Source organism: Streptococcus sp. CF8-6 (genome assembly GCF_024295845.1).
Classification (GTDB): Bacteria; Bacillota; Bacilli; order Lactobacillales; family Streptococcaceae; genus Streptococcus; species Streptococcus oralis_BO.
The window spans coordinates 1-15,356 of record NZ_JANCOF010000002.1 but is presented as its reverse complement, the minus strand read 5'-3'; the positions used below and the strand labels follow the sequence as shown (position 1 = coordinate 15,356).

18 protein-coding genes are annotated in these 15,356 nt (G+C 42.5%); 8 read left to right on the top strand and 10 right to left on the bottom strand.

Annotated elements, in window-relative coordinates:
- Positions 1-4: 4 nt before the first annotated feature.
- Together NML69_RS03640 and NML69_RS03635 are read right to left on the bottom strand one after the other, a co-directional pair.
- On the bottom strand, positions 5-811 hold the full coding sequence (locus tag NML69_RS03640) for an ABC transporter substrate-binding protein (protein ID WP_061588571.1): 807 nt from the start codon (positions 809-811) through the stop codon (positions 5-7).
- A gap of 278 nt (positions 812-1,089) precedes the next feature.
- Positions 1,090-1,713 (bottom strand): LysM domain-containing protein, encoded by a 624-nt coding sequence (locus NML69_RS03635; RefSeq protein WP_254725338.1) that lies wholly within the window; start codon positions 1,711-1,713, stop codon positions 1,090-1,092.
- Positions 1,714-1,954: 241 nt separating this feature from the next.
- Between NML69_RS03635 and sdaAB the strand changes: the two genes are divergently transcribed.
- From sdaAB to NML69_RS03620, 3 genes are read left to right on the top strand one after another with little or no spacing between them, the layout of a single operon-like run.
- Positions 1,955-2,626, top strand: a complete 672-nt coding sequence (gene sdaAB / locus NML69_RS03630; protein WP_000555868.1) for an L-serine ammonia-lyase, iron-sulfur-dependent subunit beta — start codon at positions 1,955-1,957, stop codon at positions 2,624-2,626.
- Between the two features lie 8 nt (positions 2,627-2,634).
- Entirely contained in the window at positions 2,635-3,507 is an 873-nt protein-coding gene (gene sdaAA, locus NML69_RS03625) for an L-serine ammonia-lyase, iron-sulfur-dependent, subunit alpha (RefSeq protein WP_000500031.1), read from the top strand.
- 21 nt (positions 3,508-3,528) lie between these two features.
- On the top strand, positions 3,529-4,158 hold the full coding sequence (locus NML69_RS03620) for an HAD hydrolase-like protein (protein ID WP_254725337.1): 630 nt from the start codon (positions 3,529-3,531) through the stop codon (positions 4,156-4,158).
- 87 nt (positions 4,159-4,245) lie between these two features.
- Here NML69_RS03620 and NML69_RS03615 read toward each other — a convergent pair whose 3' ends face one another.
- From NML69_RS03615 to NML69_RS03600, 4 genes are all read right to left on the bottom strand, one after another.
- Positions 4,246-4,461 (bottom strand): DUF805 domain-containing protein, encoded by a 216-nt coding sequence (locus tag NML69_RS03615; RefSeq protein WP_215804251.1) that lies wholly within the window; start codon positions 4,459-4,461, stop codon positions 4,246-4,248.
- Positions 4,436-4,864 (bottom strand): DUF805 domain-containing protein, encoded by a 429-nt coding sequence (locus NML69_RS03610; RefSeq protein ID WP_254725336.1) that lies wholly within the window; start codon positions 4,862-4,864, stop codon positions 4,436-4,438. The genes NML69_RS03615 and NML69_RS03610 overlap by 26 nt, the downstream gene beginning before the upstream one ends.
- 248 nt (positions 4,865-5,112) lie before the next feature.
- Positions 5,113-6,963 (bottom strand): nucleoside-diphosphate sugar epimerase/dehydratase, encoded by a 1,851-nt coding sequence (locus tag NML69_RS03605; RefSeq protein ID WP_254725335.1) that lies wholly within the window; start codon positions 6,961-6,963, stop codon positions 5,113-5,115.
- A gap of 75 nt (positions 6,964-7,038) precedes the next feature.
- Positions 7,039-7,869, bottom strand: a complete 831-nt coding sequence (locus NML69_RS03600; protein ID WP_254725334.1) for a glycosyltransferase — start codon at positions 7,867-7,869, stop codon at positions 7,039-7,041.
- A 221-nt stretch (positions 7,870-8,090) separates the two neighbouring features.
- Between NML69_RS03600 and NML69_RS03595 the strand changes: the two genes are divergently transcribed.
- The 5 genes from NML69_RS03595 (at position 8,091) to NML69_RS03575 (ending at position 12,246) form a co-directional block, all read left to right on the top strand.
- On the top strand, positions 8,091-9,257 hold the full coding sequence (locus tag NML69_RS03595; RefSeq protein ID WP_254725333.1) for an MFS transporter: 1,167 nt from the start codon (positions 8,091-8,093) through the stop codon (positions 9,255-9,257).
- Positions 9,258-9,392: 135 nt separating this feature from the next.
- Positions 9,393-9,719 carry a PadR family transcriptional regulator gene (locus NML69_RS03590; protein ID WP_000273860.1) on the top strand — a complete coding sequence of 109 codons (327 nt, stop codon included), beginning with the start codon at positions 9,393-9,395 and terminating at the stop codon, positions 9,717-9,719.
- On the top strand, positions 9,706-10,299 hold the full coding sequence (locus NML69_RS03585; protein WP_254725332.1) for a DUF1700 domain-containing protein: 594 nt from the start codon (positions 9,706-9,708) through the stop codon (positions 10,297-10,299). The genes NML69_RS03590 and NML69_RS03585 overlap by 14 nt, the downstream gene beginning before the upstream one ends.
- Positions 10,292-11,221, top strand: a complete 930-nt coding sequence (locus NML69_RS03580) for a DUF4097 family beta strand repeat-containing protein (protein WP_254725331.1) — start codon at positions 10,292-10,294, stop codon at positions 11,219-11,221. Before NML69_RS03585 ends, NML69_RS03580 begins: the two co-directional genes overlap by 8 nt.
- Before the next feature lie 62 nt (positions 11,222-11,283).
- On the top strand, positions 11,284-12,246 hold the full coding sequence (locus NML69_RS03575) for a DUF6574 domain-containing protein (protein WP_254725330.1): 963 nt from the start codon (positions 11,284-11,286) through the stop codon (positions 12,244-12,246).
- A 62-nt stretch (positions 12,247-12,308) separates the two neighbouring features.
- On the opposite strand, the gene NML69_RS03570 is transcribed toward NML69_RS03575, so the two are convergent.
- From NML69_RS03570 to NML69_RS03555, 4 genes are all read right to left on the bottom strand, one after another.
- Positions 12,309-13,169: a DUF4299 family protein gene (locus tag NML69_RS03570; RefSeq protein WP_254725329.1), complete on the bottom strand. Its 861-nt coding sequence runs from the start codon at positions 13,167-13,169 to the stop codon at positions 12,309-12,311.
- Positions 13,170-13,291: 122 nt separating this feature from the next.
- A complete protein-coding gene (locus tag NML69_RS03565; protein WP_254725328.1) occupies positions 13,292-14,278 on the bottom strand; it encodes a rhodanese-related sulfurtransferase in 987 nt (328 codons plus the stop codon).
- Between the two features lie 131 nt (positions 14,279-14,409).
- A complete protein-coding gene (locus NML69_RS03560) occupies positions 14,410-14,706 on the bottom strand; it encodes a bacteriocin immunity protein (RefSeq protein WP_254725327.1) in 297 nt (98 codons plus the stop codon).
- 68 nt (positions 14,707-14,774) lie between these two features.
- Positions 14,775-15,356: CPBP family intramembrane glutamic endopeptidase (locus tag NML69_RS03555; protein ID WP_254725326.1), on the bottom strand; the 582-nt coding region annotated here is incomplete at its 5' end.

Sequence of the window (15,356 nt, the reverse complement as noted above, 5' to 3'; positions counted from 1 at the left end):
CTTTCTATTTTTCGATAGAGGCTTTAAAAGCATCGTCAATCAATTTGTCCAACTCCCCAGAATCCTTCAACTTCTGGATGGTTTTGTCAACCGCCTCTTTTAATTCTTTACTGTCTTTTTTCATCGCCACAGCGTAGGAATCTTCTTTGTCATTGTCAAAATCAAACTCAGCGATGGCTAGGTCTGGATTATTCTCTACAAATCCTTTCGCCACTGGTTCTTCAAAGATAACCGCATCTAGTTGCCCTGATTTCAAATCTGTTATCAAATTTCCATTTTTAGGAAGTGAAACGAGAGAAGAATCCTGCAAGGTTTCTTTAGCCAGAGTTTCCTGGATAGAACCTTTCTGCGCTCCAACCTTTTTCTGGGCCAAATCCTTGACTGATTGGTAATTCGTTAATTCAGATTTTCTTACGATAACCTTATTTTTCGAAGTGTAGTAGGGAATTGAAAAATCGTAAACTTGACTTCTCTCTTCCGTTTTAGAAACACCTGATATGGCAAGATCGGCCTTACCTGAATCAAGACTAGCTAGTACATTGTCAAAACTCATTGGAGAGAGCTCCACTTCTACACCTAGTTCCTTTGCGATGGCTTTGGCTAGCTCAACATCTGAACCTACAATCTGATTTTTCCCATCGACCAATTTCTGGTATTCGAATGGAGCAAACTCTGGATTTAGGGCCACCACCAATTTTCCTTTAGCCTTAATGCCTTCAACACCTTGGGATTGAGTGTTACTACAAGCAAATAATAAGGGAAACATAAGCAAACCAAACATCGTCATCAACACCTTCTTCACTTTATTCATAGAAGAGCCTCCTTTTATTTTTATACTTTATTGTTGTATAAATAATACTCCTCTCGTTTTCGTTTGTCAAGAAAAAAACTGTATTTTATTTCATTCAAATCAACAAAAAGCTTATTATATGATATATTTTTACACATAACAAGCTTATTTATACTATTTGAGTTTTAAAACAATTTGAAGGATTTTGTTGGAATTATACAAATTGAGCATTGCTGAGAAGATTCTTACGCTTTTTGTTATAGAGAAACAAAAAAGAGCCCTAAAGGACTCTTGTATTCTTAGTACCAACCGTTGTTAAGCCAGAAGTTCTTGGCAGCTGTCCATGAACCGTAACGTCCTGTAACGTAGGCATCTGCTACACGTTCTTGGTTTTCAGCTGAGTAGTCACCGTTCAAGTATGAATCTGTCAATTGGTAACGTCCGATGTAACGTCCGTTTGTAGCTGTGTAGCTACCACCTGATTCTTTTTGAGCGATCCATTCTTTAGCTTCTGCTTCAGAACCACTTACAGTAGAAGCTGCTGCAGTGTTGCTTTCTGCTGCTGGAGCTGCTGGTGCAGCTGGGGCTTCATAGGTTGTTGTTTCAGTTACTTCTTCTGCAGCTGCTGGTGCTTCATAAGTTGTTGTTGAAGCTGCAGCGGTTGCAGTTGCTGTCGATGGAGCTGTTCCTTCGATAACCAAAACTTGGTCAACAAAGATAAGGTGAATATCTTTGATGTTATTTTTTGCTGCCAATTTTTCAACAGTTGTGTTGTACTTCTCAGCGATTTCTGAAAGAGTATCACCTGATTTAACTGTGTAAGTTACAGTTTCTTGGGCAGATGCAAGTGATGGAGCAAAGAAAGCAAGCAAAGTTGCTACTCCTGCGATAGTTGTTTTAATTTTTTTAGTTGTTAATGACATATCTAAAAATTCTCCTTCCATTGGATATATCTATGATACCTTTTAAATGTTACCGTTGTTTAACGGTTTTATGTAGAAATATTACAAAAATGTTTTATATTTACCGTTTTAAGGATGTTTTTGTCACAAAAGACCTTATTTTATACTAACTTTAATCATTTTAAGCTTTTGATAAGGGAAATAAGCGCAGAGGTCCATTCTTTGATATAATAGATATAAGAATCTTTGTAAGGGGAAACAGATGCACTCACTTCGTTTTCAATCTGTCTTTGACATTATCGGACCAGTTATGATTGGCCCATCAAGTAGCCATACTGCTGGAGCTGTTCGCATCGGGAAAATCGTCTCTTCCATCTTTGATGATACGCCGACAGAAGTCGAATTCCAATTATTTAATTCATTTGCCAAAACCTACCGTGGTCATGGAACCGACCTTGCTCTCGTCGCTGGTATATTAGGTATGGATACGGACGATCCCGACATTCCAAATAGCCTAGAGATTGCCCATAAACGTGGTATCAAGATTGTCTGGACCATTCAGAAAGACAGCAACGCTCCTCATCCTAATACCACTAAAATTACTGTGAAGAATGAACACAAATCCATCAGTGTGACAGGAATTTCCATCGGTGGAGGAAATATCCAAGTTACGGAACTTAACGGCTTTGCTGTCTCTCTCAACATGAACACACCGACCATTATCATCGTGCATCAGGACGTTCCAGGTATGATTGCCCATGTTACTGAAGCCCTCTCTCGTTTCGATATCAACATCGCGCAGATGAATGTAACTCGAGAAAAAGCTGGAGAAAAAGCCATTATGATTATCGAAGTCGATAGCCGAAGTTGCGAAGAGGCGATTGAAGAAATCCGAAAAATCCCTCATCTCCATAATGTCAATTTCTTTAAGTAGGAGGAAACATGTTTTATTCTATCAAAGAATTGGTCGAGCAGGCGGATCTAGACTTCCAAGGAAATGTCGCAGAGCTCATGATTGCGACAGAATATCAATTAACAGGTCGGGAACGCCCAGAAGTTCTCCTCCTCATGGAACGCAATCTAGAAGTCATGAAAGCCTCTGTCGAGCTCGGTCTCAGTGAAAACAAATCCCGTAGTGGCCTAACGGGTGGAGACGCGGCCAAACTAGACCGCCATCTCAAAAGTGGCAAGGCCTTGTCGGACTTTACCATCCTATCAGCAGCCCGTAATGCCATCGCGGTCAATGAACACAATGCGAAGATGGGCTTGGTCTGTGCCACTCCAACCGCAGGAAGTGCTGGCTGTCTGCCAGCCGTTCTCACCGCTGCTATCCAAAAATTAGACCTTAGCCACGAAGAACAGCTGGATTTCCTCTTTGCTGCTGGTGCCTTTGGATTGGTTATCGCAAACAATGCCTCTATCTCAGGTGCTGAAGGTGGCTGTCAGGCCGAAGTTGGCTCTGCCTCTGCCATGAGTGCCGCAGCCTTGACCTTGGCTGCAGGTGGGACCCCCTATCAGGCTAGCCAAGCCATCGCCTTTGTCATTAAAAATATGCTGGGCCTCATCTGTGATCCCGTCGCTGGTTTGGTCGAAGTTCCCTGTGTCAAACGCAATGCCATGGGAGCCAGCTTTGCCTTTATCGCAGCAGACATGGCCTTGGCAGGTATCGAGTCTAAGATCCCTGTTGACGAAGTCATCGATGCCATGTACCAAGTCGGATCTAGTCTTCCAACTGCCTTTCGTGAAACGGCCGAGGGTGGACTCGCCGCCACACCTACTGGTCGTCGCCTACAAAAAGAAATCTTCGGAGAATAAGTTTATCTGTTAGGAGAAATCATGCCCTCTATCTCAGCTATCTTTTTTGATCTGGACGGAACCCTGGTTGACAGTTCCATCGGGATCCATAATGCCTTTACCCATACCTTTAAAGAGCTAGGAGTTCCAAGCCCTGATGCCAAAACCATTCGTGGTTTTATGGGACCACCACTTGAAAGTAGTTTTGCAACATGTCTTCCCAAGGAACAAATCTCAGAAGCTGTGCAGATATACCGCTCTTACTACAAGAGAAAAGGCATTCACGAAGCCCAACTCTTCCCCCGAATAACGGAATTACTCCAAGAACTTTCACAAAACTACCCTCTCTACATCACTACAACAAAGAATACTCCTACTGCTCATGATATGACTAAAAATCTGGGAATCCATCATTTCTTTGACAGCATTTACGGTTCCAGTCCTGAAACACCTCATAAGGCGGATGTTATCCGTCATGCTTTGCAAACGCATCAACTCCTTGCAGACCAAGTCCTCATCATTGGGGACACCAAGTTTGATATGATCGGAGCTCAAGAAACTGGCATTAAAAAGTTTGCTGTTACTTGGGGATTTGGAGAAGAGGCTGATTTACTCAGCTATCAGCCTGACTGGATTGCCCGTACCATTGACGATATCATTAGCCAGCTCTAACCATACAAAAATACTCCTAACACTAGTGAACTAGGTTGAGGAGTATTTTTTATATGTTGTTACTATCAGAAGGAATCAACTCCATGCTTAAGCAGTAATTTGATCCTGTTCTTCAGTATCTGCATCTTCATCCTTCTTACTTGGCCAAGCAAGCATCACAATAAGAGCAATCGGTCCAACGATAGGAACCAAAGCTATGAAAATAAAGGCCCAGTGGAAACCAGCGTCTCGTAAGCGGCGAAGCGACTCAGCCGTTTTTAAATGAAGTAGAAATATCTTAATATTTTCGTACCATTTCTTCAAACCGAGAGTCTTCCGTATTCTCTTTATCTTTATCTTTTTCACTATTCTCTATCACTTTTTCTCCAAATCGTTGACTTGGCATAGCGAGCATAACGAGCAGTGTTATTGCACCCAAAGGAACAAATACAATAAAAATATAGGCCCAATGGATACCCACATCTCGTAAGCGACGTACTATCAGTGCTAGTAGAGGAACAAACTCTACTATAAACAAAATAATACACATACTGAAGACCGCAATATTCCTGATGGCTTTATCAGATTCTACTCCAGTAAAAAGTGAGTAGTAGGCGGGCAAGAAAATTATCATATTTAGCAGCCAAACCCACCAAAATTCTGGACGTGTGGAACGACCAGAAAAATTTGCATAGCCTTTGAAAAAACTCCTAATAGCACTCAGCATACAAAAATCTCCTTTTGATTTTAATACTTATTTCGCAAAGTTATGTTACCAGCTTAAAAAAGAGGTAGTTTTTAGATTGTCTGAAATCACTCTCCTAATAGATCACATAACATCGTCCCTTGAATAGTTGCGCTTATTAAACCTTTGAAAGATCCGATGTTCTCTACTCTCTATTTATAAAAACCAGCTTTCTGATTCTCTCAGAAAACTGGCGATAGTTGTTTCATTATGAAGGTAGATGGACACTCTTACTCAGCATGAGTTGTTTCATTTGCAAAAGAAATGATCGCTTCTTTGAGCTCATCTCCACTGAGTGAACGGAACTCCTCTATTTTTTGATTGATGGCTTCTAGAGGCATGACATTTACCTTACCAACGAAAATCTTGTCCATGACTTGGTTATCAACCAATTCGGTCGAAACCAAGAGTTCTTCATAGAGTTTTTCACCTGGGCGGATACCGACCTCAACGATTGGAATTTCACTTTCCGTGTGCCCACTTAGAAGGACCATTTTCTTAGCCAAGTCATAGATCTTGACTGGTTTGCCCATGTCAAGGATAAAGACTTCTCCGTCCTTGGCATAAGCGCCAGCATGGATTACCAGACGACTGGCCTCTGGAATGGTCATGAAGTAACGCGTCATACGGAAGTCTGTCACCGTTACAGGACCACCTTCAGCAATCTGGCGTTCAAAGACAGGAATCACGCTACCACGGCTACCCAGAACATTCCCAAAACGAACTGCACAGTAGGTTGATTTGCTGCGTTGGTTAAAGCCAGTGACAATCAACTCTGCCACGCGCTTGGTTGCCCCCATAACATTGGGTGGATTGACCGCTTTGTCAGTCGAAATCATGACCATCTTAGGCACTTTGGCCTCATCCACAGCCTTGGCAACATTGTAGGTTCCGAGGATATTGTTTTTGAAGGCTTCTTTTGGATTGCGCTCCATCATCGGAACGTGCTTGTGAGCAGCGGCATGGTAGACAATGGCTGGTTTATACTGTTCAAACACCTGCAAGAGGCGATCATAGTCTTGAATATCTGCAATAACAGGAACATAATCAATCCCTTGGAATGTACGGATCAATTCATGATAAACGAGATAGATTGAGTTTTCACCATGTCCAAGCAAGACAATACGCTCGGGATTAAAGCGACTAACCTGACGACAAATCTCTGAACCAATCGAACCACCTGCCCCTGTCACCAGGATGGTCTTGCCTGTAATCTCAGTACCCAGACGCGATTCGTCGAGACGAATTTCCTGACGGCCCAAAAGGTCTGTGATATCAATTTTTTGGAAACCACTACCTGGTTGATGGAGTCCTTGAACGACTGTCTCAACCTTAGGCATCTTGTAACATTTGACGCCTAGCTTATTACACATCTGCAAGATGCGTTCGTACTCTGATGGGTCAAGCGAAGGGATCGCTACGATGACACGCTCGATTTGGTGACGTTTAGCTAATTCAGGTAGATTATCATAAGAGCCCAGAACTGGGATCCCACCTAGTTTTTGTCCCTTTTTCTTTTCATCGTTATCCAAAATCCCCACTAGCTCAAGGTCGCTAGTTGGATGTTGGTAGCTGTTCATAAAGAGGGCGCCACCATCACCAGCACCGATCAAGAAGGTACGGCGATGCTCTCCATCTCCACTACCTTGCTTGCGCTTAGAATAAATCAGCTGCCAAGTGATACGAGGAAGCAAGATGAGGAAGGTACTCAACAAAATGAAGAGTACGATGAAACGGATAGAAAACAATGGAAGAAAGGCATAGCAGATTCCATAAGAAAGAACACTGCTGAGCATCACTCCGAAAAAGATTTTCATGAAATCCGTAATCTTGCTATAACGACTGATACTAGCATTTAGCCCCCAAAACGCAATCATGATTTGATAGAGGAGGAAGGCTAAAAGAGTGTAGATCACGTAATCCACAGGCGCAGGATTTATAAGGCCATAAAACAAGATATAAGATACGATGATGGAAACCACCATACTCAAAATATCGAATATCCCCCAAAACACTTGTTTTTGCTGTTTATTTAAAATTTCAACCAGATCAATCACATAATCTGTTAGTTTTTTATTCATAGGAATTTACTCCCCCTTAAAAGAGTCAGATGATACTGTTGTTATGATAGCCTAAATCATTCAGTCTATCGGGGCTTACTTTCTCTTTCTTAAAAGTTTGACGAAGATAAACTGACGTACAAAGCCTGGACAAAGTGCAACAATTGCCTGAATGGCTACACTTTTAGCATATTCCATGTAAGAAATTTGCCCTCGCTCAAGCATGCGCTGGCGAGCTTGACGATAGAGTCTAAGGTAACGCAAGCCACCTCGACGCTCAAACATCCCTGCACCGACACGAACCTTACACAAGATTTGATCTAGGTTCCCAGTCTTGGCACCTGCAGCAATCATATTGAGCCAAAGGAGGTCATCCTCCATGTAAAGGCCATCTTCATAGTTGCCCGCCTTGAGGACCCTGTCCTTTTTGAACATGACTGTCATATGGTTAAAGGCGCTTCTCATTCTCTGATAAGCCACAATGTCTGCGTGCTGAGTTGGAACACGACGATAAGACACAATCTCATCTGGATTGTCAATGAACTCTGCGATATGCCCACCTAAGAGATCGAGATCTTCTTTCTCCATTAGCTGAAGCTGTTTCTCAAAACGATCCGGAACGGCTAAATCATCCGTATCCATGCGAGCAATAATATCATACTGGCACTGTAAAACGCCGTATCGAAGAGCCAAGCCTAAACCTTGATTTTCTTCTAAGGGGCACCGTTTAACTGGAATGTCTGACTGAGCTTCCACTTCATCTAGCACCTGATAGAGTTCGGGTGTGAGCGGGCCGTCCTCAACAAGAACAAGTTCGCTCGGTTTCAAGGTCTGGTTTTGAACACTTTTGATAGCATCTCTTAAAAACGTCGGATTTTCCTTTACATAGACCGACATCAAGACGCTGATTTTTTGCTTTTCAGGCACAGTTTTTCTCCAATGTATAGATTTCCTTCCACTATTTTATCACAAAATTTCCTAGTTTCCTATTTTTATATCAAATCAAGGAAAATTCTAGTAAAGAAATCTGTCTCTTTTCACTTTATTTTCACTTCCATTGATTGAACTGTCTTGGCTGTCATTACTTGACATTATAAGGAAAAAACCTTAAAATAAGCTGTTATTAAAATCATCCTATCGAGGTTTTTATGAAAAAACAATCACTCTTTTTTGTTCTAGGAATCGTCTTAATCGGGACCGTTTTACGATCTCCCTTTACTGCTCTTCCAACTATTTTAGGAGATATCGCTCAGGGACTAGGAGTGGAGGTTAGCACTCTTGGGATTTTAACCAGTCTCCCTCTCTTGATGTTTGCTCTTTTCTCTGCTTTTGCAAGCCGCTTGGCACAAAAAATCGGGTTGGAACACCTCTTTACTTACTGTCTCCTCCTCTTAACTGTTGGCTCTGTCATTCGGATTTTCAATCTTCCCCTTCTCTATCTAGGGACCTTAATTGTGGGAGCAAGCATTGCGATCTTCAATGTACTCCTCCCAAGTATGATCCAAGCAAATCAGCCTCAAAAGATTAGTTTCCTAACAACTCTCTATGTCACTGCCATGGGAATTTCGACAGCCATCGCTTCTTATCTTTCGGTCCCTATCACCCAAGCTAGTTCTTGGAAGGGACTCATCCTCGTTCTCAGCTTTCTCTGTCTGGTCACTCTGCTAGTCTGGTTGCCAAATCATCGCCACAACCACCACCTAGAAAGCCAAAAAGAAAAGCAAGTCAAAGAGAATATTCTAAAAAGTAAAGATGTCTGGGCTATCATTATCTTTGGCGGGCTTCAGTCCTTGCTCTTTTATACAAGTATGACCTGGTTGCCAACTATGGCTGTTAGTGCTGGTCTTTCTAATAGTGATGCGGCTCTTCTGGCTTCTATCTTCTCACTGATCAGTATTCCTTTTTCAATGACTGTTCCAAGTCTGACCACTCGTCTGTCAGATGGTCATCGTCGAATCATGCTGGCAACTATCTCTATCGCTGGTATGATGGGAATTGCCATGCTCTTGTATCCAGCCAATAATTTCCTCTACTGGTTAGTCGTCCATCTCTTGATTGGAACGGCCTGCAGTGCCCTCTTCCCCTACCTCATGGTTTGCTTTTCTCTTAAAACCAGTTCTCCTGAAAAGACAGCTCAGCTATCAGGACTAGCGCAAACAGGGGGCTACATCTTAGCTGCTTTTGGACCTGCCTTGTTTGGTTATAGTTTTGAACTTTTCCAATCTTGGATCCCAGCTGTCCTTGCCCTTCTAGTCATCGATATCATCATGACTATCTCACTCTTTATGGTGGATCGGGCTGAAAAAATCCTCTAAACTTCTAGTTTATACTAGGAGTTTTTTATATGTAAAATTTTTATACATATTTCTTGACAGGGCTTTCAACTTGAGATACAATATATTTGAAAAGAGTATATATAAAATTTTTATATAATATAAAGGAGGTTTCCCATGTACTTCCCAACATCCTCTGCCTTGATCGAATTTCTCATCTTGGCTGTACTGGAGCAGGGGGATTCTTATGGTTATGAGATTAGTCAAACCATTAAGCTCATCGCCAATATAAAAGAATCTACGCTCTATCCCATTCTCAAAAAATTGGAAGCCAGTGGCTTTCTGACCACCTACTCTAGAGAGTTTCAGGGGCGTATGCGCAAATACTACTCCTTGACCAATCGGGGCGTAGAGCAGCTCGTTACTCTAAAGGAAGAGTGGACGCTCTATACCGACACCGTCAACGGCATCATAGAAGGGAGTATCCGCCATGACAAGAACTGACTATCTGACTCAGTTAGAAACTTATCTCAATAAACTGCCTGAAGCTGACCGCATCGAAGCTATGGACTACTTTAAGGAACTATTTGACGATGCGGGTTCAGAGGGCGAAGAGGAACTCATTGCCAGTCTGGGAACTCCAAAAGAAGCTGCCCATGATATCCTATCTGATCTTCTCGATAAAAAAGTCAATGAAGCCCCTGCTCAAAAGAATGACCGCCAACTGCTACACATTGCCCTACTTGCCTTACTAGCAGCCCCTATCGGAATTCCTGTTGGAATTGCAATTATATTAACCATTATCGGGCTTTTTATCGCAGCCGCCTCCGTCATTCTAGCCTTCTTTACCGTCTCTGTGACGGGTATCCTGCTGGGCGGAGTCTTTATCGTAGAGAGCTTTAGTGTCCTAGTCGAAGCCAAATCTGCCTTTATCTTGATTTTCGGGGCTGGTTTGCTTGCTATCGGTGCTTCTTCTCTTGTTCTATTAGGCATCTCCTATGTAGCTCGTTTCTTTGGGCTCCTGATCGTCCGCTTGGTGCAATGGATTCTTAAAAAAGGAAAGAGAGGTGACAGACATGCGTAAATTGACAAAAGGATTTCTCATTTTTGGTGTGGTTTCTACAATCCTTGGTTTTATCATGATTATTGTAGGCGCCCAGTCCAATGGTATTCAAAGTTTGCTTGCCATGTCAAAAGACCCCGTCTATGACAATCGTATCGAAGAAGTGACCTTCGGAAGTGAGGTGGAAAAAATTGATTTGACCCTTGAGGAACATAGCCTAACCATCACCGAGTCTGTAGATGACAAGATCCACATCACCTATCATCCGTCCGTGTCTGGTCGTCACGATCTGACTACTGGCATGAGTGACAAAACACTAAGCGTCACTGACAAACAAGCCTCCCAACATCGCTTTCTCGGTTCAGGAATCGAAGGCCTACTTCGTATTGCCAGCAATTATTCTCACCGTTTTGACGAAGTCATTCTCTCCCTCCCTAAAGGAAGAAGATTGCAAGCTATCACCGTCTCAGCCAATCGTGGACAAACCAATATTCGTCAAGCCAATCTTGAAAATGCGACAATCAAAACAAAAGGCTATCTCTTAAGAATAACAGAAAGCTCTATCAAGAATAGTACACTAACGACACCTCATATCATCAATATCTTTGATACCGAATTTACAGATAGCCAGGTCAAGACGGAAAGGGAACACATCTATGCTGAGAATATCAAGGTCCACGGCAAGGTTGAGCTAGAGGCCCATTCCACTCTAAACCTCATTCTCTCCCAGAAAGAGACTGACCGTATCAATCTAGATCTTTCTTCTCAACATGGTGGTATCTATCATAAACCCAAAGAAGAACATCGTGGACAAAAAGAGAATGAACTTGCCAACCCATACAAGACAGACAAAGCAGATATCAAAGATCTACTCATTGCAAAAGCCAACCAAGATATCTACCTACCTAAAGAAGAGCACTCTGCTCCGTCTAGAAACCATTGACAAAAACGCTTTCATCTGCTAGGCTAAAGATAGAAACGACCATAAAAAAAGGAGGTTCCACCATGACACAAGAATGGTTTGAAAGTGCCGATCTTGAGAAGAAATCACCTCAGACGAAATCGGAAAACCAGCCCAGCGAGCCTGAGACTTCAGAAACTGTGGAAACTGAACCACAAGTAAGCGAAGAAACTTCTGTCTCACCTAAAGAGTTGGAAACCCATGAGGAGGAAGCTCCCGAAATGATTGAAGAAGCCCAAACCAAGGAAGAGGGACAAGGGAAAGCTGAAGAGGAGCACAAGCAAGAAAACCCTGCAAAAGAGAAAAGCATCCTCAGCAAGGCTTTAGAAAGCCCCTATATCCCAGATATTGACCCTCGTAAAACAGCCCGGTTCAAAGAAGAAATCGCACTATTTTGGACTTGGCTGCTGGATGCTATCCAAGAACCAACTGCCAGCAAGACTACGGACCAAAAGCATCGTTACAGTGTCTTTGGCCTGCTCACTTTGCTGTCTTCTATTAATCTTTTCTTTAGTATCTATCATATCAAGCACCTCTACTATGGCTATATGGCATCTATTGCCAATAGTTTACCTAACCAGCTCCCTCCTTTAAATCTCTTTGCTGGACTTTCTATCTTAGTCGCTAGCGCTCTATTTTACTTTTCTATCATTTTGGGAGGCTTTACTGTCCGACGTGTGCTGGATCAGGAGAGCGACTTCACATTCCAAGAAGCTTGCGATCGTTACAGCCGACTCTTTGCTATTCCGCTTGTCTTAACGGCTCTAGCGAGTTTCTTTGCACTCTTTGGTGGCTTACGATTTGCTGGTATCCTCACTCTTCTAAGCATGGCCATCTTTGCCCTTGGAAATCTCTTTATGATTAGCAAGCCAAGTAAGACCAGTAGCCTTGACCCATTTTATCGTTTCTTGCTAGCTGTCTTACTTGATGGTGCTATTCTCTTACCCTTCTTCATTGCAGAGCTCTCGCTGACAGTAGACTACCTTCGCATCCTGACTTTCTTTTAACCAAAATCCCTGCCATTTATTAATGACAGGGATTTTTATGCCTACTCTTTTTTAAACAAGGCCTACTCGATGCTTGCCAATTCTTCAAAATCTTGTCCTAGGATGGCTTGTACTTCTAATTGATTGGCATCTAGTTGGTGGTAAAATGCTTCTGGTAGTGACTCTAGGAATCTTGCATAGTCCAAGCGGGCGATGGCTTCATAGTCTTCTGCTTTTGAGCCATCACCAGAAATCGTCACTAGGTCAATCTCCCAAACAAGTTCCTTTCCTGCCAGCTGCTCAGTATAGGATGCTGGTACAAAGGGTTCCTTAGGTAAAATCGTCTTGACTCCTTGGGCTAGGTGGTAGATACCGTGTACCTTGCCTTGGGCGTCTGGGTAAAATTTCACACTGGCAAGGTAGGCATCAGAGCCTTGAACCTTCTTGACTAGCTCTTCAAAACGTGCCAATCCATCCTCAGCCAAAAAGCTCTCGAGGTATTCCTTGTTGAGATAGATAGAGGACAAGAGCCCTTGGCAGTATACTAGACGAGCCGCTTTGTCAGCTAGATAATTCTGAACTATTTGTCGGAAATAAGCTTCAAATTCAAACCCTTCTAGCCCTTCTACCACTTGCCCCAACTTGCTCGATAGGGCTTGGAGGAGAGCTTCTACAATCTCCCAGTCCGCTCTAGTAAGGAAGTCTGGAATCACCACTTGATAGCCTTTTCGACTATCCGCATAGTTCACCTTGAAGAGAAATTGCGACTGACCTACAATCCCACACTCCACGTACTCGAGACGATTGAGGGGCTGACGGAGATAGACCGCATCATAACTGTGTGACTCCAAGCCCTCCACCAAAGCCAAGATGGACTTGGCAGTCAAGACCTCCTGTTGTCCTAGAATGCTTTCTTTATTTGGGATAAAAAATGTTTTCGCCATAACTGGTCTCCTTTGAAATCGTTTACATATAGTATAACCTATTTTCCTGAAAGATACAGAAACAAATTTTAGATTTTTAGATAAAAAGCATAGAAAAACAGCCCCTGAGGAGCTGTTTGATGTTATACAGTAGCGACTTGATCCAAGCTTTCACCGATAGCTGCTAGACGCTCGATCACTTCTGCTTGTGTCAATTCATTTTCTGAAACATAGCGGTTGCGAGGGTGAACACGACACTCGTGTGAGCATCCACGGAGGTACTTGTCTTCATTTTCTTCTGATGTTAGAATACGGCGGTTACAGAAGGGATTTCCACAGTTGACATAGCGTTCACATGGTGTTCCATCAAACCAGTCTTTCCCTACGATGGTTGGGTTGACATGGTTGACATCGACGGCGATACGCTCGTCAAAGACGTACATTTTCCCATCCCAAAGCTCACCTTGAACTTCTGGATCTTTACCGTAAGTTGCGATTCCTCCGTGCAATTGGCCGACATCTTTGTAGCCTTCACGCACCATCCAGCCTGAGAATTTCTCACAGCGAACGCCACCTGTACAGTAAACCACGACACGTTTGTCCATGAATTTTTCCTTGTTGTCACGGACCCATTGTGGCAACTCACGGAAGTTGCGGATGTCTGGGCGGATAGCCCCACGGAAGTGTCCTAGGTCGTACTCATAATCGTTACGTGTGTCAAGGACAACGGTATCTTCGTCAAGAAGGGCTTCTTTGAACTCTTTTGGAGACAAGTAAGCACCCGTCGTTTCAAGTGGGTTGATGTCGTTGTCAAAATCGTTATCTTCCAAACCAAGGTGAACAATTTCTTTCTTGTAGCGAACAAACATCTTCTTGAAGGCTTGTTCACTTTCTTCGTCAATCTTGAACCAGAGGTCTTCCATGCCTGGGAGGCTGTGAACGTAGTCCATGTATTTTTGAGTTGTTTCGTAGTCACCTGAAACAGTCCCGTTAATTCCCTCGTCAGCGACTAGGATACGGCCTTTGAGACCGATTGATTTACAGAAAGCCAAGTGGTCTGCAGCAAATTGCTCTGCGTTTTCAATTGGAATATAAAGGTAGTAAAGTAAGACACGAATATCTTTTGCCATAAGATTTGTTCTCTTTTCTATTCTTAAATTTTCAGAATTTTTCATTCAACTATACTAGTATACCCACTTGGGAAAACGAATGCAATTTATTTGACCGGAAATTGTAGAAAGAGTCCTACCCCTGCACTTCATCAGTAACCATAGCGAATCGCAGATAATTCTCTCAATTTTTTTATTTGCTTCGCTTGACTTTCTGACAAACTTAGCTTGTTATCAATCAACACACGTGAGATGTCAACGTTCATTTGATTCAATATAAACGGAGTAGAAGTCCCATCGTCCTTTAATCGTTTTTTATAAATCACTAACTGATTTTTCAAGGGAGTAAGTTGAGGCGCAGCCTTTATATCTTCCAATAGATGATCAATGATGGTCATCGCTTCACAACGTCTTTCACTTCCTCCAGCAAACCATTTTAATGGTGTCATTCTCATTTTTCTCCTGAAATTCGCTTATAAATTGAAAAACTATAATTCCTAACTCTCCAGCCAGTATTTTACCCAAACACCCTATGTAAAAAAGTCAGCAGAAATGGCAAGGTCGCTACAATATTATTGATCACATGCACCGCATAGGATGGATAAATGCTCTTGGTATAGCGGGTCAAACCAGCAAAGATGATTCCAGATGTTGTAAAAACGAAAATATCTAACAGACTAGGCAGACTTGAAAAATGAGGAAGAGCAAACAAAATGGAAGGAAGAAGCAAATCAAGGCCAAATCGCGAATCTTTAAAGAAAGCATGTTGCAGTAATCCTCTATAGATTAACTCTTCCATCAGTGGAATCAGAAAGAACAGGGCTATATAGATACCTAGCTCTGCAAAGTTAGTCCCACTATAACCAATCAATACAGCCCAACCTTCAGCAGTTGACTGAACATGTTTAGCTGTCTGAACGTTAAAAGAGATCTGGAGCACTACCACTAATACTGTCAAAATCGAATACCAAAGCCATTTTTCTCTTGGAATGCGAAAGAGATAACCATGGCCTGTCTTAACAAGAATCACAATCATGACTCCGATAAATAGCAAACTCAGGATATTTTGAATCCAGAAGAAATTGCCAATCTGGGAAGA